Here is a 17,033-nt window from a genome sequence, read left to right on the forward strand (position 1 = left end):
ACTGCTTTTTTCATTGTATTATTTGGTAGGGCATCCGTTGTTTTCAACTGGTCCGGGAACGGTTACACATTTGTCATATAGATCTATAACACCGTCAAGATCCATATCCAAAGCTACACCTGCACCGTCTACTCTTGCGCCTGCAGGAGTATCAAGCTGTCTGTCCCAGTCATCGCATACACCATCATTATCTGCATCACCTTTTTCACATACTACAAGATCCTGAGATGCGTTTTCCAGAACGCTTGTTCTGTAGTATGCTTCCTGAAGTGGATCATGCCATGCTAAGTGTGAAGGGTTTTTTCCCAGTTTGAAAGTAATTCCTAGGTTCACCGTCCATGCATTATCAGATCTTGAACTTGAGATCATGTTATACTTTGAACCGGCAGTCGCAGGATCATAGTCGTTGGCCTCAGCCCATCCGCCGCCATCAAATTCATCGTCACCACTTATGATATACATGGTTCTGGCTTCAATATCGATAAGTTTGGAAACGTTATACTTTAATCCTACACCGAACTGGTAGAATAGGGAATTGATGTCGAAATCCTGTTTGATAAATAAGGGAGTTCTTTTGGGAGTATTGCTCCATCTGAATTCATTACCATCATGAAGTGATGTATCATAACCCATGAATCCAAGTCCTGCATAACCATGGAAAGCCCATCTGTAAGGAGAATGATTGTCAACTCTTCTCAATAAATTTGAAAAGTTTACATCTCCCATTAAAGCAAGCTGGTTATATTTGGTAGTGGCTGTTCCAACACCTGCAGCAGCTCCTGCTGCTCCTTCAAGCATTGCTTTCTGCTTCGTCTCTCCTCTCTGATAGATAAGGCTCAATCCGAAAACGTGTGTAATCTGCTTGTCAATACTTACATAAGCATTATACCCCCAACTTGCCTTCTTATCATAAAAAGACGTAAGGTCAGAATGCGCCATAAAAGCAGCACCCCCACCCACGGAGATAGACCAGTCGTTGAAACGTCTGGCTTTGTTGTCAAAGCGTTGTACATTAGCGGAACCTGAAGAAAAGGTATTAGGATACTCACCGGAAGACTGTACTGCAGTACTATCCTGGGCATAAGCCGCGATAGGCAGTATGGCTAATAATAAACCTAATTTCATATATGTTTTATGTTTTATTTAGATAAAATCTTTCAATAATATTCTGGAAAAATCTCTTTCAAACAAATGTTTCTGATGAGGAATTTCCAATCTTTCTGATCTGAAATTCAGACCGTTGAATTTAATGATGTCAATATCTATTATTCTATCGCTGTAGCTTCCAGATGATTTTGAATCATTAATTCTTCCCATCTCTACTTCAATACTTTTAATAAAATCAAGCAGTTGGATAGGTGAAAGATGCGTGAATATTATTGATGCAATATTACAAAAAATATTAGAACTGACAAATTCTACCGGTTCTGTTATTAAAAATTCGCTGGTTTGGGATATTTCGTTTCCGCCCTCCCTGATCTTTTCTAAAGCAAGCTCTAAATTTTTTTTTTGGTCTCCCAGGTTACTTCCTAGTAACAAAACGACCTTATGCTGCGACATATTGGAAAATTGATTGATTTATGAGAAGTTTCTTTAAAAATGTATTGGCAAATATAGTGGCAATTGTCCTATTATGTGCCGTATTTTTCGTCTTTTTCATCATGATGCTTGTGTTCAGTTCCATGGGAAATGACAAAGCCGTGTCTGTGAAAAACAATTCTGTTCTGACGATTAATTTAAAGACTAATATAATAGACAGCCCTACAGAAGAAGAAGTGGGACTGTTCAATATCAGCGATAAAAGCAAAAGCGTTCTTTTGTATGACGTTCTGGAAGCTATCAAAAAGGCTAAAACCGATGATAATATCAAAGGGATAAGTATTGAAGCTGACGATCTGCATGCCGGAATGACCCAGATCGATGATATCAGAAATGCCATTGAAGATTTTAAAAAGAGCGGGAAATTTGTGTACGCTTACGGAAATGCTGTTTCACAGTCTGCTTATTATTTAGGCTCTGTGGCAGATCAGTACTACCTTAATCCATCAGGAATGATAGAATTAAAAGGATTGGCTACTGAAGTTGCATTTTTTAAAGATTTTGCAGATAAATATGGTATTGGTATCGAAGTGATCAGACATGGGAAATTCAAGTCTGCTGTAGAGCCATTCTTAAGAAATGATATTTCTCCGGAAAATAAAGAGCAGTTAAGTACTCTTTTAAATGATATCTGGAGCAGTACTTCAACTAAAATGGCCGTTTCAAGAAAAATGGATACCGCACAGTTCAAAACGGTTGTTGACAGTTTATACGGAATGATTCCTGAATTGGGATTAAAATACAAACTGGCTGACAAGCTGATCCAGAAAACAGAATATGATCAGATGATCAAATCAAAGCTTAGTCTTAAAGAAAAAGATAAGCTGAATAAAGTGTCATTAGCCGGCTATATCAGTTCTTATGCAGACGAAGATAAGTCTGGAGAGAAAGTAGCTGTGCTGTATGCTTCAGGTGGAATTAACAATGGGGATGGCTATAACGACATCTTTTCAGAAAGATATGTGAAATATATCAAAGAACTTCAGGATGATGAGAAAGTGAAAGCGGTTGTTTTCAGAATTAATTCTCCCGGAGGAAGTGCTAATGCTTCAGATGAAATTTTATTTGAACTTCAGCAGCTGAAAAAGAAAAAGCCTTTAGTGGTGTCTTTCGGTGACTACGCAGCGTCCGGAGGATATTATATAGCAATGGCAGCTGATAAGATTTATTCAGAGCCTAATACGCTGACAGGGTCTATCGGAGTTTTCGGAGTGATTCCTTATTATAAGGATCTTGCGAACAAAAACGGTATCCGCTCAGATATTGTCGCTACCAATGCTAATTCTCAATACTATTCTGCATTGAACGGAGTTACGCCTTACGGAGTAAACCTGATCACCAGAAGTGTAGAAGGAACGTATAAAAGATTTGTGCATTTTGTAACTCAAAACAGAAAGCAGACTTTCGAGCAGATCGACAGTGTAGGTGGAGGAAGAGTGTGGAGTGGTGTTCGTGCCAAGCAGATCGGCCTTGTGGATGAATTGGGAACATTGAATGATGCTGTGAAATTTGCCGCTCAGAAAGCAGGATTAAAATCTTACCATGTTTCTTCTTATCCGAAAAGAATGACTCCTTTTGAGCAGATCTTTAAAGACCTGAACGAAGAGGATATCTCGGCAAGAATTATCAAAAATAAAATAGGTAAAGCCAACTATGAAATTCTTCAGCAGATCACAGATGAGAAACTGAAGTCTGAGGTGAAAATGGAAATGCCTTACCAGATCAAGATCAACTAAACTAAATTATATTGTACAAAAAATCCCGGAACTGAATTTCAGTTCCGGGATTTTATTTTTATCTGCTGTATTAGCTTTTCTTGGTAGCCATTCCGTAGATCCAGAGAACAATTAAAGCGCCCCCGATAGCCAGTATCCAGCTTCTAGGGTTCCAGAATGAGGTAACGTCTCCCCAGTGCAGGACGTAAACTCCTATTGCACCGCCCACGAAAGCTCCGATGATCCCTAGTATAATGGTGATCAGCCAGCCGCCTCCCTGGTTACCCGGCATAATCATTTTTGCGATAGCTCCAGCCAGTAGCCCGAAAATAATCCATGTTAAAATTCCCATAGTTGCAAATTTTTTAAGTGTTAATATGTATTGATTTGTTTGCTAAGTTAAGGGAAAACATGATCTAAATCATCTTTTCTTGAAGAATGAGTCAACAAATTCCGTACCATTGAAAAGTTGGAGGTCCGTCATCTTTTCGCCCACCCCGATATATTTTACCGGAATCTGGAACTGATCTGATATGCCTATGACCACACCACCTTTGGCAGTTCCGTCTAGTTTTGTTACGGCTAATGCATTCACTTCTGTGGCTGCTGTAAACTGTTTGGCCTGCTCAAATGCATTCTGACCTGTAGAACCGTCAAGAACAAGCAGGATCTCATGAGGAGCATCAGGAATCACCTTCTGCATTACTCTTTTAATCTTAGAAAGTTCGTTCATCAGGTTGATCTTGTTATGAAGTCTTCCTGCGGTATCTATAATCACTACATCAGCATCTTGCGCTACGGCACTTTGTACGGTATCAAAAGCCACGGAAGCAGGATCTGAGCCCATATCCTGTTTAACGATAGGAACACCGACTCTTTCGCTCCAGATGACCAACTGATCCACAGCTGCCGCTCTGAAGGTATCTGCCGCTCCCAGAACCACCTTTCTGCCTTCGGATTTGAACTGGTGAGCCAGTTTCCCGATAGTCGTTGTCTTTCCTACACCGTTTACCCCAACTACCATAATAACGTAAGGCTTTTTCGAACGGTCTATATTTCCTGTTCCTGCGTGAGGATTTTCAAGAAGTAAACCTGATATCTCTTCACGAAGAATATCATCCAGTTCACTTACGCCTACATATTTATCACGGGCAACACGCTCTTCAATTCTTTCTATGATCTTGATGGTTGTGGATGCGCCTACGTCAGATGCAATCAGTATTTCTTCCAGGTTATCCAGTACTTCATCATCTACTTTGCTTTTACCGACTACGGCCTTCGTCATTTTTTCAAAGAAACCCTGGCTGGATTTTTCCAGACCTTTATCTAAAGTTTCTTTTTCTTCTTTTTTGAAAATATTTTTAAACCAACTCATAGTTCATTCTTATTTGTTTTTTATAACTGCCGTGGCTTCCACTTCTATAAGTACATCGTCTCTGAAAAGACGGCTTACTTCCACAAGGCTGCTCACGGGAGGATTTTGAAGGTTGATATATAAGTCACGGATTTTTCTAAAGTCTGGTGTTTTGGAAATATCGGTGATGAATATTCCCAGTTTTACAATATCCTTTCCTGTTGCTCCATATTCTTTCAGGATGCTTTCAATGTTTTTAAAAACCTGTTGGGTCTGCTTTTCGACGTCGTTTCCTACGAGATTTCCTGCAGCATCCAATGGCACCTGTCCGGACAGTAAAATCATTTTGGAATTTCCACAGTCAATGCCTGTTGATTGTGACAATCCTTTAATGGTAAAAACTTCAGCCGAGTTTTTGTATTCTACACTGTTCATCTTTTTCTGACCGAATGAAAATAGAAAAATTTCTGTGAAAACCAGAATAAGAACCTTTTTCATATTTGTGTATATTGAATTGATTAATAATCCGGTGAACAAAGATAACAAAAAAACTACCCAAAATAGGAGTGGATTTTTATATTGTATATAAACAGCAAATGAATTTAATAGTTACCTGTCTTTTTACAATCAATATCAAGTGTTTCCTTACGTCCGGAATTTACATTGCCTGTTATCAGAGTTCCACTTCTTCACCAAGTCTTGCGATATTAAAACCGTTTTTTAAAACCTGTCTGCTCTGTTCACTGTCAGTATCCAGGATCTTATTGGTATGATTAAAATGAATAAAGAAGATTTTTTTCTTTTCTTTTGAAGTTAAATTTTTAAAAAGCTCCATGCTTTCTATGACAAAGGGATGTGGGATATCTGCAACATTTCTGTATCCTACTTCCTCTGCATCGTAAAATGTGGCATCCAGAAAAGCGTAGTCTACGTCTTTGATATAATCTGTAATGCTGTGTTTCCATTTATTCCACTTGTCTATGTCCGGAATAAAAAGCGCTTTCTTATGAGGTCCTTTCATAAGGTAGCCTACCGTTTCTGAGTATTCATCGCGGTGAGGGACCTGAATAGGAGTTACTTCTAAATTTGCACTGAGTTTTACAGGAACTTCATTCTGCATTTCACGGAGAGTAACATTATTAAGTTTTACCAGCTGAGACCAGGGGCCATTGTTCTCAAGAAAAACTTTAAACTTAGGCATTGTATATACCGGAACGTTTTTAGAATTCATTGCTTCTTTTCCCAGATACATAAGCCCTGTGTAATGACCAATATGGGCATGCGTTATGAAGATGGCATCCGGTACGGTTTTTTCCGGCATGCCTGAGCGTTCCTGAAGCAGGTGAACCTGTTGGGTAAAGTCCGGGGTGGCATCAAAAATATAGGTTTTCTGTACTTCATAATCCATTATGCCAATGGAAGCTACTTTTCTATCCTGTTGAGGATGTTTCCAGAGATTGGCACAGCATTCCTTTTTGCAGCCAATCTGTGGTGAGCCTGCATCCTGAACATTTCCTAATACAATAAGTTTTACCCCTTTCGTGGGAGGGTTTTTATTCTGAACAGTTTGTGACTGATAAGTCTGGAAGGTGACAGTCATACCCAGCAGCAGAGTAAGCATCTTTTTCATTTTCGTGTATTTTAAGGATTAATCTCAAAACCTGGGGAGTGAAATCAATACAATCAAACCTTTAATAGTCTGTTTACAGTTGACCTTAATTTCTTTAACCTCAATAAATTTTATCTTATTGCTTAATTTAAAGCAGTGTGGTTGTTGTTATGAATGAAGAAATCAATAAATTGATTTTTTTAAGTTTTTTAAGCACCCCATCTTTTAAGATCTTAATGTCTTAATGTTTAAAAAAAGATTTGCATCCTAAGTTTTGAAATTGATCTATTTTTAAGAAATTAAGATACACAAAAAAACTACCCAAAATATGAGTAGTTTTTTATATTGTAAATAAAGTGGAGATTATTTCTTCAAATAACCGTCTACTTCGTCTGCATTCATTACTTTTTCTTCGAAAACGTAAGCACCTGACTTAGATGACTTAACCATTTTCACAACTTTAGTCATTTTTTTTGACTGTCCGCTTTGTAGGGTTGCTACTACTTTCTTTGCCATGGTAAATTATATTTATAAATTACTTGATTTCTTTGTGAAGGGTAGATCTTTTAAGAACAGGATTGTACTTCTTAAGCTCTAATCTCTCTGTAGTGTTCTTTTTATTCTTAGTAGAAATGTATCTTGACATTCCTGGCATACCGCTCTCTTTGTGCTCTGTACATTCAAGGATTACTTGAACTCTATTTCCTTTTTTTGCCATGATTTATTAATTCTTTTTAATCAATCCGTTTCTAGTAGCTCTTTCAATAGCTTCTTCGATTCCAATCTTGTTAATCACTCTCAATCCATGAGCTGATACTTTCAGTGTTACGTGCTTATCCTGCTCCGGAAGGTAAAATTTCTTCTCTAATAAGTTAATTTCAAAACGACGCTTCGTTTTGTTATTAGCGTGAGAAACGTTGTTACCAACCATTGCACGCTTTCCTGTTATTTGGCAAATTCTTGACATATCTCGATGTTCTTATTTGTATAATATTTGAGAGTGCAAAATAACGAAGAATTTTTTATATAGACAAATGTTTTGGAAAATATTTACAAATAACTGACTGATTAATAATCATGAATTTTAAAATAAAATAAATCCCGAGACACGCTGAGCCAAGTGACTGATATATTTCATGTAAGCTTTCTGTAAAAAGCAAATCCGAATGCTTTACCTTTGTTTTTAATTAATCTAAATAAAAATAACATGAAGAGGATCTGTATTCTTTTATCTATGCTTCCTATTGGGCTGATGGCTCAGAACTACACTGAAATCCAGACCGGTATGAAGAATTTCTACTATGGATCAGCTGATGTGGCTGATATGGATAATGACGGAAAGCAGGATGTGGTGATCAATGGAGCTATTGACAGTGATGGTGATGGAAATGTAGATACATCTTTTAACGAAGTATACAAAAACAACGGGACTTCACTGGTGCCTTATGCCAATCTGGGAGCCCATGCAACCCATCTGGGAGATATCAAGTTCATGGACTTTGATAATGATGGTCTGATGGATATTATTTCTACAGGACTCAGCTATAATGACATTGTAAACTATAAGCATTACCGGTTTAAAAATACAGGAACCGGTTTTGTAAAAACGGCAGATCTTGCCGGAAAAATCTACGGATCTCTGGAAGCTTTTGATTTCGATAATGATGGAAAAGTGGATTATGCCATCAACGGAACTCAATATGTAGAAGGAACCGGTTTTGTGAATAATCTTGATTTTTACAGAAATACAGCAACCGATTTTGAACTGACTAAAGGCTGGCATCCGGGAACACAGAATGGAAGCTTCAAATTTGTAGATCTTAATAATGACAACTTTCTTGATCTTGTTATTCTGGGAGTGGCGGATGGTGATAATCCTATTGGCAAAGTCTTTCTGAATCAGTCGGGAACACTGACACTTTCACAGGATTTTACAGCGCTTACGAGTGGAAAAATGGAGTATGCGGATTTTAATGCAGATGGATTTCAGGATATTGTCATTACAGGCCAGGATGCCAGCTATGAAGGGTTTCTTGCGGTTCTTATGAATGACGGAACCGGGCATCTAAACCTACAGAAAATAAACGTTCCCGAGATTGCAGATTCGTCTGTCACTACGGGAGATGTCAATAATGACGGATACTATGATTTTATCGTTTCAGGAAATGACGGTAATAACGATGCCGTTGTAAAAACTTTTATATATAATCCTTCGAATCAAAATTTTACTAAAAATATACCTACAGGGCTGCATACGTTAGGAGGGCCAGGTTTTGTGAATCTACTTGACTTTGACAATGACCATCACCTGGATGTTTTATTGGCCGGATTTGATTGGGCAGATCCGGGCATGCCTTCACTTACCAAATTTTTCAAAAATACTTCTACTGAAGTTAATCTGAAACCTGTACCTCCGGCAGTCCTTAATGTAGTAAAAACAGGAAACCGTTTTAAATTCTCCTGGAGCGGCGCGTCTGATGACAAGACACCCACGAATGCCCTTCGATACGAGATTAAAGTAGGATCTACACCCGGAGCGGCCAATCTTGCCAAATATTTAGTTACAACACCGTCATGGTTTTTGGATCTTGATCCGTCTGTTCAGAATGTATACTGGACTGTAAAATCTATTGATGCTTCAAAAGTATTTTCTGATGCTTCTACACAAGGCACACTGGCAACACGTGATATAGGGGTAAACAGTCAGGTTTCCATTTATCCGAATCCTGCTTCTGAGAAAGTATTTATCAAAGGAGAAAAAGTTTCGGATGTTGAAATGTATTCTATGGATGGAAGAAAACAGAATATTGTTTTAAATAACGACCAGTCAGTCAATGTTTCACATCTTACGAAAGGAGTTTATCTATTAAAACTGAAAATTAAAAACGAGGTAACCACTCAAAAACTTATGATTAAATAAAACTGAAAAGTTCTATTAGTAAGAAAAGCCAGACGTCCAGCTGGCTTTTCTATTTCTTTTTTTTATTAGTTATCTTAAAAAAAGCACTTTATCCGGCCGGATAAAGTGCTTTTGATTTGAATATTGTTATGCTGTAAACCACCCCGTCAAAAATTCTTTGAATTTTCGCCACCCCTCCATGGGAGGGGAATTTACCCGTAGTTTCAATTCACTCTCAACGTTATATCAGTAATAAATAAAAATCTTTGATTTTTCAAAAACTTATGTGATCTTACTATTCGCAAAGTATTTAAACTTTAAAAAACTTAAGTGTTTATCTTTTGTGGTTGAAATATTCGTATTAAAAAAATCACGCCTTTTTCATCTTACTTCTGAACTTCTCAATCAAAAAGTAAAACAATAAAAATCCTAATGCAAAAATAGAAAACCTTGACAGCAGATCTCCGGCTCTTGTATAAAACGTCATGGTTTCATACAGATTTACTTTGGCAAATAGAGTGGTTTTATCACCATAGAAGGTATCGGCTACTATTTCTCCTTTAGCATTGATATGCGCTGAAATACCACTGTTGGCGGCGCGGGCAATTTCCCTTCTGGTTTCAATGGCTCTCAGTTTTGCGTAAGAAAGCAACTGTTTGTGGCCTTCTGTAACGCCCCACCATGAGTCGTTCGTCATGATGCCCATAAAATTGGCTCCTTTTTTAACATAATCCGTTGTGAATTCGCCATAGATACTTTCGTAGCAGATGACAGGTGCCATTCTGCCTTTGTTGTAAGGATTGGCAAATGACTTTCTCTCTTCGTCTATTCCTAAAGAAGCAACAGTTCCACCCAGATTAAGCATCGCATCACCCAGAAGAGGTTTTAAAACACTTATGTAAGGGAATATTTCCACTCCAGGAACCAATTTTCCTTTGTGATACACCTGAACTTTTTCCTGCGGTGCAATCTGAATAGCCGTATTATAGCTTTCTACCCAAAGATCAGGATTGATCTGGTAGGCTTCTTTCGGCATCTTCTCCTGATTTTTGTAAAATCGGTGTGATGAAATTCCGGTGGCAAAAACGGCTCCGGAATGTTTCGTTAAAAATCCTTTGATGTTATTTAAAAGTAAACTCTTATCAAAAGCAGTTTCAGAAATAGAACCTCTTCCCGGAAGAGCAGTCTCAGGGGCGATATAATAATCTATTTTTCCTTTTGAATTGCTTTCTGCAAGGCTTAGAAGATCGTTTTCAATGGCAAGGCTGTCCTTTGAATACTTTTCAGCATAAGGATCGAGATCGGGTTGCAGCATCAGAATATTCACCTGCCCTGAAGGTTTCTCATTAAAGTTATTGTATTTTACCATTGAAATTACCATCGGAAGGATGATCAATGCGCTTACAATAGACACATTTCTGATCAGGTCTTTTCTTTTTCTTCCGGCCTCCCAGGTTCTTATGGTGTAGAAAATTAAAACATTAATTAACAGGATCCAAAAGCTTCCTCCGGTGGCTCCCAAAGTGTCATACCATTGTATTAATTTAGGGTAATCTGAAAATACATTTCCTAAATTCAGCCATGGCCATGTCAATTCCCAGTTCAGATGGAATTTTTCAAAACTCATCCATATGGCAATCAGAAAACCTAATCCCCAGTACGTTCCCTGTGCGTTTTTGTACCAGTGGTAGCATTGGAAAACAAGGGAGTACAGAAATGAATTGACCAGTACCGGGAATACAACTGCCATCATAGAATGGCTTCCGTCCGGATTTTTGGCGCCATATAACCATCCAGTAGTTACGATATTCCAGACTACAAAACAAAGATAGGAAAGCCCAAAGACCATCCAGCTTTTTCTTTTGTAAGCTGAAAATTTTGATATGCCGTGTTCCATCATCAGAAGAGGAACAAGGGCAATAAATATAAAAAACGGAACTCCGTAAGTAGGCCACGAAACAGACAGCAGCATCGCTGAAATGAGCGTAAGTAAAACGTATTTCATTAAATTGATTTAACATACAAATTTAATGTTTTTGAAATGAATAAATTTGCACTTGATGTTAAAGAAATTTTACAAAATCATTATTGTTCCGTATACGCTGTTTTTACTCTATCTCATGTTTTTGGGCATGGGCAGATTTCAGTATGATGATAATCTGATTACAGTAGAACCTGTTTTCTCTACCATAGAATTTATTCACAACACCATTAGCTGGAAAGATATTGTAATCATTGTTTTGGGGAATATTGTTATGTTTATTCCTTTCGGGTTTCTGGGCTGGATTTTTCCCCGGCTTAGAGATTTGAAAATACTCATGTACACTTTTATGGCATCCATCGTCATCGTTGAAGCGCTTCAGTATTTTACAAGAATGGGCATATTTGAGGTAGATGATATTCTTCTGAATACCCTCGGTGTTTGTCTCGGTTGGCTGCTGTGTGGATTTATCGAAAAGAAATTTAGCCGTTTAGTTCTTTAGCTCGTTTCTCAGCATTTAAAATTCCGTTTTTTAAAATCTCTTTAAAGCTGTTGTCTTCAAAAGTTTTCAAAGCCGCTTCAGTTGTTCCGCCTTTGGACGCGACATCTTTGATCAACTGTTCAAGACTTTTCTCAGAATTGTTGATCAGGTGATAGGCACCCAGCATCGTTTGCTGGACAAACAGTTTGGACAGATTTTCATCAATACCCATTTCTACGCCGGCTTTGATCATAGCATCTACGATATAGTAAAAGTAAGCAGGTCCGCTTCCTGAAAGTGCTGTAACGCCGTCCAGAAGATCTTCGTTTTCGAGATAGACTGACCTTCCCGTGCTGTTCAATAATCGTTCAATATTGATCAGCTGACTGAAAGAAATGCCTCCTGCAGCGGTATATCCTGTGATTCCCATTCCCAGAAGGGTAGGAGAGTTTGGCATGGCTCTTACGACAAGCGGGTGATTGAGTAAGGTCTGGATTTTTTCAATTTTAATCCCAGCCATAATAGACAGAACCATCTGATTTTCTTTTAATGTAAACTTGAAATTCTGAGTAACATGCTGAAAATCCTGAGGTTTTACGGCGATGATAATAAGATCGGCATCCAGTTCCTTCGTTTCTTCAAAAGTAGAAATCTGGGATTTGGGAAACTCTTCTGCTATTTTAGAAATTTTGGACTGACTTCGAGTGATCAGATGAAGATCCTGAGGTTTAATCAGTTCATATTTTAAAAATGATTTTGAAAAGGAAAGGCCCATATTGCCGGCTCCGAGAATAGCTATTTTCATGTTTGTGCTCTTTATTTATAAGTGGTATTTATTTCAGGTACTTTCTGAAAACTTTAGAATAGTTGTCGTTAAAGTTGATGAGATCAATATTTTTGAAAGAAATTTTATCAGGTTTTTTATGGATTCTCCCCGTTGCATCATAGTTATTGATTACAACCGATTTCTCGTTTACTTCTAAAATTTCACCAATTGAAAACAAATCCTTTTTATTTTTTTTACTTTCAACAATACAGTGGTAGTCTTGTTTTTTTATTGATTTAAAAAGAGATTCTGCATTTTCCAGATTTGTTTTATCAATAATTTTGTGATCAAACTGTATCAGGTTTTCATCCATATAGATAGCCTTGGAAACTTTATCATATACATTATTACGGATGCTTGTAATTCTGTCATAGGGAATAATTTTAATGCCCATTAACGCAAAATCACTGGATTCCTCAATCATGACGAAATCATCAGAAAACTTGACTAAAAAGCCAAATACAGCAGAATCATTATCAAGATAAACCTTCACGAAATCCGTGTTCGAAATATGCTTTTTGATTAATTTTTTAAATTCCTTTTCTGAATACTTTTTACCCATAATCCCGATATTTTTAGCTAAAATAAAACTATTTAACCAAAAATAAGGTCTGAATCAGGTTAAATCTATTCAGTTGGGAATTCCGGACGTCTCATTTTAAACTTTGTTCCTGAAAGAGATTCCAGGAAAGAAACGAGCGCTCTGGTTTCTTCTTTCGTTAAGTTCAGAGGCTTTAATAAAGGATCGGTATTAGGGTGCATTGGATCCAGTTTCTTTTTTTCAGGACTGGGGTCCAATTGGTGCATTCCGCTATTGTAAATATTCACAACACCTTCAAGATCGTTGAAGAGTCCGTTGTGCATCCATGGTTGGGTAAGCATTAGATCTCTTAATTGGGGAGTTCTGAATTTACCCACATCTTCAGGTTTTTTGGTGACGTCATACAGTCCCAGATCCTGGTATTTCTTTTTGTAATAGGTAAGCCCGATATTGTGGAAAGATTCATCTGTAAGGTACTGCCCGTTATGACAATTCATGCAGCGGGCTTTGGTACGGAAAATATGCATTCCGTAGATTTCCTCATCGGATAAAGCACTGTATTTTCCTTCCAGAAATTTATCGAAACGGCTGGGTTGGCTTTTGATGGTTTTCTGAAAATCGGCAATAGCTTTTACGATTCTGTCATACGTCACTTTGTCTGTGCCGTATGCTTTTTTGAAAAGTTCCTGGTATCCTTTCACGGCCTGTATTTTGGCAGGCAGAGTTTTTACATCCATTGCCATTTCGTGATGGGCACCCAGGGGACCCGCAGCCTGCTCTTCAAGGGTTTTTGCTCTTCCGTCCCAGAAAAATGACTGACGTTCTGCAATATTATAAAGGGAGATAGAATTTCTGTTTCCTAAAAGATGGTCGCTTCCCAAAGCCACACGTCTGCGGTCGGACCAACCCATTTCCGGATCGTGGCATGAGCTGCACGAAACCTGGCTTGATTTGGATAATTTAGGATCGAAGAAGAGCATTTTACCTAAAATAACATTAGGCTTATCCTGCTCCGTGAAAAAAGCAGTATCATTTTTAATAGGAGCAAATTCTTTCCATTGGATACCGTAATCGATATCGGGTTTTGGCCAGTCGGTGATTGCTTTTTTGTAGCTTTTTACAATATCTTCAATACCCGGATCCTGCATATTCGAAAGATCCTGATGTACTTTAGGGGTGAAACTCCACAATACCAATAAAACCAATCCTAAAACCCAATATATACCTCTTTTCATCACTTAAAATGTTATTCCGATGCTTCCTCCGGCAAAATTATTATTTTTTCCCTGAATTTTTTGTGATTGGTACTGTACACTTGCAAAGAATGCGGGTAATTTTTCAAGCTTAAAATCATACCGTACAGATGCTCCAAATGTAGTGATATCACTTGCCTGGAAATTGAAATCATGAAGCATCCATTCGTCGACTCCGGCATTTGGTGTGGTAGCCAGTGCATTAATAGATTTACTCACCCTTCTTGTAGAAAAATAAGGCTGGAATGTAACCATTTGACGGTCATTGATCTGCTGTTTCAGGTCTGCATTGATCCCGAAATAAGAGTAAATAAATTTTTGTCCTGCATCTGGAAATAATCTTCTTTCTTTAATTTCTTCACGGCCAAAAAAAGGAATTGCGGTCACCGAAAAATTGTCTTTGGTGTACTGATAGAACCCTTTTATGGTCGTTTCGTAATTTTCCCTGCGGTAAGATTCTCTTTTAAAAACTTGGGTTAAAGCTACGGTGTTTAGGGAATAGCCATATTCTGATCCTGTATTTCTTGCTGCCCTGTAGTTGACTAACAAGCCTAATCTGTGTTTTTCATAAACAGTGAAGAACTTGGCTCCTTCTATTTCAAAGCTTTCATTTTTCAGATCAGAAATATCAAAGAAAGTATTGGAACTGTCATTATAACTTTTCTTATTGTTACCCGTTCCAGCGGATGCCTGAAGGTAAAAATCCTGACCTCCGTTTCCGGAAATCTGAATTCCTCCCCTGTAAGTAAACTCTTCAAACGTGTTTTTGGGAAATGTTCCCCCATTAAAGAGATAGTTGGAAAAGCCAAAGCCTGACATCTGATACACATAAGGTCTTCCCAATAAACTCTGGAAGTTGACAGAATTATTTTGGGTATATTTATTCAATTCACCGAAAATACCTATTTCATACGCCTTGAAGACCTTGTAGTTCAGTCCGGCATTAATTTTCAGATCAGAAGTCGTGCTTCTCATTCTCGGATCTTTTGAGCGGTATCCAAGCTGTGCGGAATAGCTTACCTGTCCGGCAAGGGTCCAGCGGTTTAATTTTTGGAGATATCCACCGGCAAACTGATAGCGTTCCAGGTTTAATTTACCTCCTACAGAATCTGCGGTGATGTAAGGGGCAACGCGGTCATAATCTAAAGTTTCATTCCATTTTACGGAATTGACTTTTAAGTTCTGATAGCTTGCATTTCCCCAGACATAGCGGTTGGGCTTTAGTTTTTGGAAAGATTTTGCTTCTACCGTTAAGCCTTTACTGCCGCTTCCCAACTGCTGGCGGTAGCTTTTTTCATTATTGCTATGATATCCGGTATTAAATTCTGAGAAGGAAGCAGAACTATAATCCGACATTGATGCCGGATTATAGTAAAAATTATTTTTAAAATGTCTTTCTGTGCTGTACTGGTTGTTAAGAGTTTTGAAAAGACTCAGACTGTCCTGAGCTTTTGCTGTTAATGAAAACCCAATCAACAGTAAGAAGAAAGAACTTTTGGTATGTCGCATAATAAGATAATCTGACTTTTAGTGTACAATACCGTCTTTAAGACTTGGTTCAGAATCTTTGGTAAAGTCTTTAGACGAATTGTTGGTATCCATATAAAGATCTTTCCCATTGTCCATCTGTCCTGTTACTTTACGTCTTACAGATTTTCCATAACGGGTAGGGTCTTTATCAATTGTTCCTACCGATGTCCATCCTCCATCGATGCTCGCTGAAGTTAATACGTGTACAAATTTGGTTGAAATACTGTTGTTTACCCCATCTATGATCCATGAGTTGGGAATAGAGTACGCGCTTTTTGAAGTAACTCCTCCTGCACTGTTTTGGTAAGTGTAATTATATTTGAAATTCGTTAGGAATGTATTTTCATTTTCTCCTGCAGGGAAACGGGCAATCACATAGCTTTCAAATCCACGGTCGTGAAGGAAGAACATATTGAAATTCATCTGCGTGTAAATGATTCTCGCATTCGGTACAGAAGGGTTGTCTACCTGTCCCAGTGCCGGGTTTACAGACGGAAATTCAAAGTTGGCGTTGTGAAGATCAAATGCTGTACTTGTGTTTTCCTTATGATTAATAGCATTGTCTGCAATAACGATGAAGTCACCTGGCTGTACAGGATATTCATTTCCTGTTCCGGGTAAAACCATCACCGCTTTTACAGGGAATGAAAGATCTTTGTTATAGGGAGTAGGGTTTTTATCATCCGTGGTCAGGAATTCCGACTGGCCCAGAATAAGTTTGTCGGCATACAATACTTTTTTGGTGCTGTTGGTTAATTTGAAGTAACGGCTTGAATTATAGTTTTTACCATCAACGGTTTTCACGCCTGTAAAGAATACTTCTTCAATGATAAAATCCTGGTGGAATTTTTTCAGAATCAACGGGATCTCAAGAGTAGTGATTAATTTTGAGATGTCAGTCTGTGCAGAAGCCCCCACTCCAATCTCATCATTGTTTGAAACGATGACACCATTTACTGTAATCTTATAAGAACCGTAAGGAACCTCGAAAGTATGGATGTTTTTGTTTTCTATTGTTTGTTTAATGATGGCTCCCGTGTTCACTTCTTTCAGCTCTACGTCAAGGGTTTTGTACGAAGAAATATCATCTCCCGAAAAAGACAAAGTTAAAACTCCTTTCTGGGCAGTTGTTACTCCGAAATCATCATCGCTGGAGCAAGAAGTTACCGTAAATGTAGCGGTCATCATTGCTGCTAAACTTAATAGTATAACTCTTTTTTTCATGTTATTTTCTTTTGATATATA

At 38.0% G+C, this 17,033-nt stretch carries 18 protein-coding genes; 3 read left to right on the forward strand and 15 right to left on the reverse strand.

What is annotated here, in order from left to right; genetic code table 11:
- Positions 1 to 18: 18 nt before the first annotated feature.
- A complete protein-coding gene (locus IW22_RS02130; RefSeq protein WP_034723750.1) occupies positions 19 to 1,125 on the reverse strand; it encodes an outer membrane beta-barrel protein in 1,107 nt (368 codons plus the stop codon).
- Positions 1,126 to 1,143: 18 nt separating this feature from the next.
- Positions 1,144 to 1,560, reverse strand: coding sequence for a 2-amino-4-hydroxy-6-hydroxymethyldihydropteridine diphosphokinase (gene folK / locus IW22_RS02135; RefSeq protein ID WP_034723752.1), 417 nt, complete (start codon positions 1,558 to 1,560; stop codon positions 1,144 to 1,146).
- Between the two features lie 20 nt (positions 1,561 to 1,580).
- On the opposite strand from folK, the gene sppA reads away from it, so the two are divergent.
- On the forward strand, positions 1,581 to 3,335 hold the full coding sequence (gene sppA, locus IW22_RS02140; protein ID WP_034723754.1) for a signal peptide peptidase SppA: 1,755 nt from the start codon (positions 1,581 to 1,583) through the stop codon (positions 3,333 to 3,335).
- Positions 3,336 to 3,405: 70 nt separating this feature from the next.
- On the opposite strand, the gene IW22_RS02145 is transcribed toward sppA, so the two are convergent.
- From IW22_RS02145 to rpmB, 7 genes are all read right to left on the reverse strand, one after another.
- On the reverse strand, positions 3,406 to 3,666 hold the full coding sequence (locus tag IW22_RS02145; RefSeq protein WP_034723756.1) for a GlsB/YeaQ/YmgE family stress response membrane protein: 261 nt from the start codon (positions 3,664 to 3,666) through the stop codon (positions 3,406 to 3,408).
- 69 nt (positions 3,667 to 3,735) lie between these two features.
- Positions 3,736 to 4,689 (reverse strand): signal recognition particle-docking protein FtsY, encoded by a 954-nt coding sequence (ftsY, locus tag IW22_RS02150; RefSeq protein ID WP_034723757.1) that lies wholly within the window; start codon positions 4,687 to 4,689, stop codon positions 3,736 to 3,738.
- Positions 4,690 to 4,698: 9 nt separating this feature from the next.
- A complete protein-coding gene (locus tag IW22_RS02155) occupies positions 4,699 to 5,166 on the reverse strand; it encodes a RidA family protein (RefSeq protein ID WP_051890949.1) in 468 nt (155 codons plus the stop codon).
- 175 nt (positions 5,167 to 5,341) lie between these two features.
- Entirely contained in the window at positions 5,342 to 6,298 is a 957-nt protein-coding gene (locus IW22_RS02160) for an MBL fold metallo-hydrolase (RefSeq protein ID WP_034723759.1), read from the reverse strand.
- Between the two features lie 342 nt (positions 6,299 to 6,640).
- Positions 6,641 to 6,793 carry a DUF4295 domain-containing protein gene (locus IW22_RS23935; RefSeq protein WP_002976755.1) on the reverse strand — a complete coding sequence of 51 codons (153 nt, stop codon included), beginning with the start codon at positions 6,791 to 6,793 and terminating at the stop codon, positions 6,641 to 6,643.
- 19 nt (positions 6,794 to 6,812) lie between these two features.
- Positions 6,813 to 6,995, reverse strand: a complete 183-nt coding sequence (rpmG, locus tag IW22_RS02165; protein ID WP_027373683.1) for a 50S ribosomal protein L33 — start codon at positions 6,993 to 6,995, stop codon at positions 6,813 to 6,815.
- Between the two features lie 6 nt (positions 6,996 to 7,001).
- Entirely contained in the window at positions 7,002 to 7,244 is a 243-nt protein-coding gene (rpmB, locus tag IW22_RS02170) for a 50S ribosomal protein L28 (protein WP_002976757.1), read from the reverse strand.
- Between the two features lie 240 nt (positions 7,245 to 7,484).
- Here rpmB and IW22_RS02175 point away from each other — a divergent pair, with 240 nt between their 5' ends.
- Positions 7,485 to 9,197 (forward strand): T9SS type A sorting domain-containing protein, encoded by a 1,713-nt coding sequence (locus tag IW22_RS02175; protein WP_034723761.1) that lies wholly within the window; start codon positions 7,485 to 7,487, stop codon positions 9,195 to 9,197.
- Positions 9,198 to 9,546: 349 nt separating this feature from the next.
- Here the strand turns inward: IW22_RS02175 and lnt are convergent, their stop codons facing one another.
- Positions 9,547 to 11,181: an apolipoprotein N-acyltransferase gene (gene lnt / locus IW22_RS02180; RefSeq protein WP_034723763.1), complete on the reverse strand. Its 1,635-nt coding sequence runs from the start codon at positions 11,179 to 11,181 to the stop codon at positions 9,547 to 9,549.
- Between the two features lie 55 nt (positions 11,182 to 11,236).
- Between lnt and IW22_RS02185 the strand changes: the two genes are divergently transcribed.
- Positions 11,237 to 11,659 (forward strand): VanZ family protein, encoded by a 423-nt coding sequence (locus IW22_RS02185; RefSeq protein ID WP_034723765.1) that lies wholly within the window; start codon positions 11,237 to 11,239, stop codon positions 11,657 to 11,659.
- Here the strand turns inward: IW22_RS02185 and proC are convergent.
- The 5 genes from proC to IW22_RS02210 form a co-directional block, all read right to left on the reverse strand.
- Positions 11,640 to 12,443 carry a pyrroline-5-carboxylate reductase gene (gene proC / locus IW22_RS02190; protein WP_034723767.1) on the reverse strand — a complete coding sequence of 268 codons (804 nt, stop codon included), beginning with the start codon at positions 12,441 to 12,443 and terminating at the stop codon, positions 11,640 to 11,642. The genes IW22_RS02185 and proC overlap by 20 nt on opposite strands.
- Positions 12,444 to 12,471: 28 nt before the next feature.
- Positions 12,472 to 13,026, reverse strand: a complete 555-nt coding sequence (locus IW22_RS02195) for a hypothetical protein (RefSeq protein ID WP_034723769.1) — start codon at positions 13,024 to 13,026, stop codon at positions 12,472 to 12,474.
- 65 nt (positions 13,027 to 13,091) lie between these two features.
- The gene (locus IW22_RS02200; protein ID WP_410492831.1) at positions 13,092 to 14,153 is read right to left on the reverse strand and encodes a cytochrome-c peroxidase; all 1,062 of its coding nucleotides are present in this window, start codon (positions 14,151 to 14,153) and stop codon (positions 13,092 to 13,094) included.
- A 90-nt stretch (positions 14,154 to 14,243) separates the two neighbouring features.
- Positions 14,244 to 15,767, reverse strand: a complete 1,524-nt coding sequence (locus IW22_RS02205; RefSeq protein ID WP_034723772.1) for a DUF6850 family outer membrane beta-barrel protein — start codon at positions 15,765 to 15,767, stop codon at positions 14,244 to 14,246.
- 18 nt (positions 15,768 to 15,785) lie between these two features.
- Positions 15,786 to 17,012: a DUF4876 domain-containing protein gene (locus IW22_RS02210; protein WP_034723774.1), complete on the reverse strand. Its 1,227-nt coding sequence runs from the start codon at positions 17,010 to 17,012 to the stop codon at positions 15,786 to 15,788.
- Between the last annotated feature and the right edge of the window lie 21 nt (positions 17,013 to 17,033).

Source organism: Chryseobacterium sp. JM1 (assembly GCF_000737715.1).
Classification (GTDB): Bacteria; Bacteroidota; Bacteroidia; order Flavobacteriales; family Weeksellaceae; genus Chryseobacterium.

Bases quoted from the DNA above. Each gene is read 5' to 3' on its own strand.
- IW22_RS02130 (WP_034723750.1), bottom strand. From the start codon at position 1,125: ATGAAATTAGGTTTATTATTAGCCATACTGCCTATCGCGGCTTATGCC.
- folK (WP_034723752.1), bottom strand. From the start codon at position 1,560: ATGTCGCAGCATAAGGTCGTTTTGTTACTAGGAAGTAACCTGGGAGAC.
- sppA (WP_034723754.1), top strand. From the start codon at position 1,581: ATGAGAAGTTTCTTTAAAAATGTATTGGCAAATATAGTGGCAATTGTC.
- IW22_RS02145 (WP_034723756.1), bottom strand. From the start codon at position 3,666: ATGGGAATTTTAACATGGATTATTTTCGGGCTACTGGCTGGAGCTATC.
- ftsY (WP_034723757.1), bottom strand. From the start codon at position 4,689: ATGAGTTGGTTTAAAAATATTTTCAAAAAAGAAGAAAAAGAAACTTTA.
- IW22_RS02155 (WP_051890949.1), bottom strand. From the start codon at position 5,166: ATGAAAAAGGTTCTTATTCTGGTTTTCACAGAAATTTTTCTATTTTCA.
- IW22_RS02160 (WP_034723759.1), bottom strand. From the start codon at position 6,298: ATGAAAAAGATGCTTACTCTGCTGCTGGGTATGACTGTCACCTTCCAG.
- IW22_RS23935 (WP_002976755.1), bottom strand. From the start codon at position 6,793: ATGGCAAAGAAAGTAGTAGCAACCCTACAAAGCGGACAGTCAAAAAAA.
- rpmG (WP_027373683.1), bottom strand. From the start codon at position 6,995: ATGGCAAAAAAAGGAAATAGAGTTCAAGTAATCCTTGAATGTACAGAG.
- rpmB (WP_002976757.1), bottom strand. From the start codon at position 7,244: ATGTCAAGAATTTGCCAAATAACAGGAAAGCGTGCAATGGTTGGTAAC.
- IW22_RS02175 (WP_034723761.1), top strand. From the start codon at position 7,485: ATGAAGAGGATCTGTATTCTTTTATCTATGCTTCCTATTGGGCTGATG.
- lnt (WP_034723763.1), bottom strand. From the start codon at position 11,181: ATGAAATACGTTTTACTTACGCTCATTTCAGCGATGCTGCTGTCTGTT.
- IW22_RS02185 (WP_034723765.1), top strand. From the start codon at position 11,237: ATGTTAAAGAAATTTTACAAAATCATTATTGTTCCGTATACGCTGTTT.
- proC (WP_034723767.1), bottom strand. From the start codon at position 12,443: ATGAAAATAGCTATTCTCGGAGCCGGCAATATGGGCCTTTCCTTTTCA.
- IW22_RS02195 (WP_034723769.1), bottom strand. From the start codon at position 13,026: ATGGGTAAAAAGTATTCAGAAAAGGAATTTAAAAAATTAATCAAAAAG.
- IW22_RS02200 (WP_410492831.1), bottom strand. From the start codon at position 14,153: ATGCAGGATCCGGGTATTGAAGATATTGTAAAAAGCTACAAAAAAGCA.
- IW22_RS02205 (WP_034723772.1), bottom strand. From the start codon at position 15,767: ATGCGACATACCAAAAGTTCTTTCTTCTTACTGTTGATTGGGTTTTCA.
- IW22_RS02210 (WP_034723774.1), bottom strand. From the start codon at position 17,012: ATGAAAAAAAGAGTTATACTATTAAGTTTAGCAGCAATGATGACCGCT.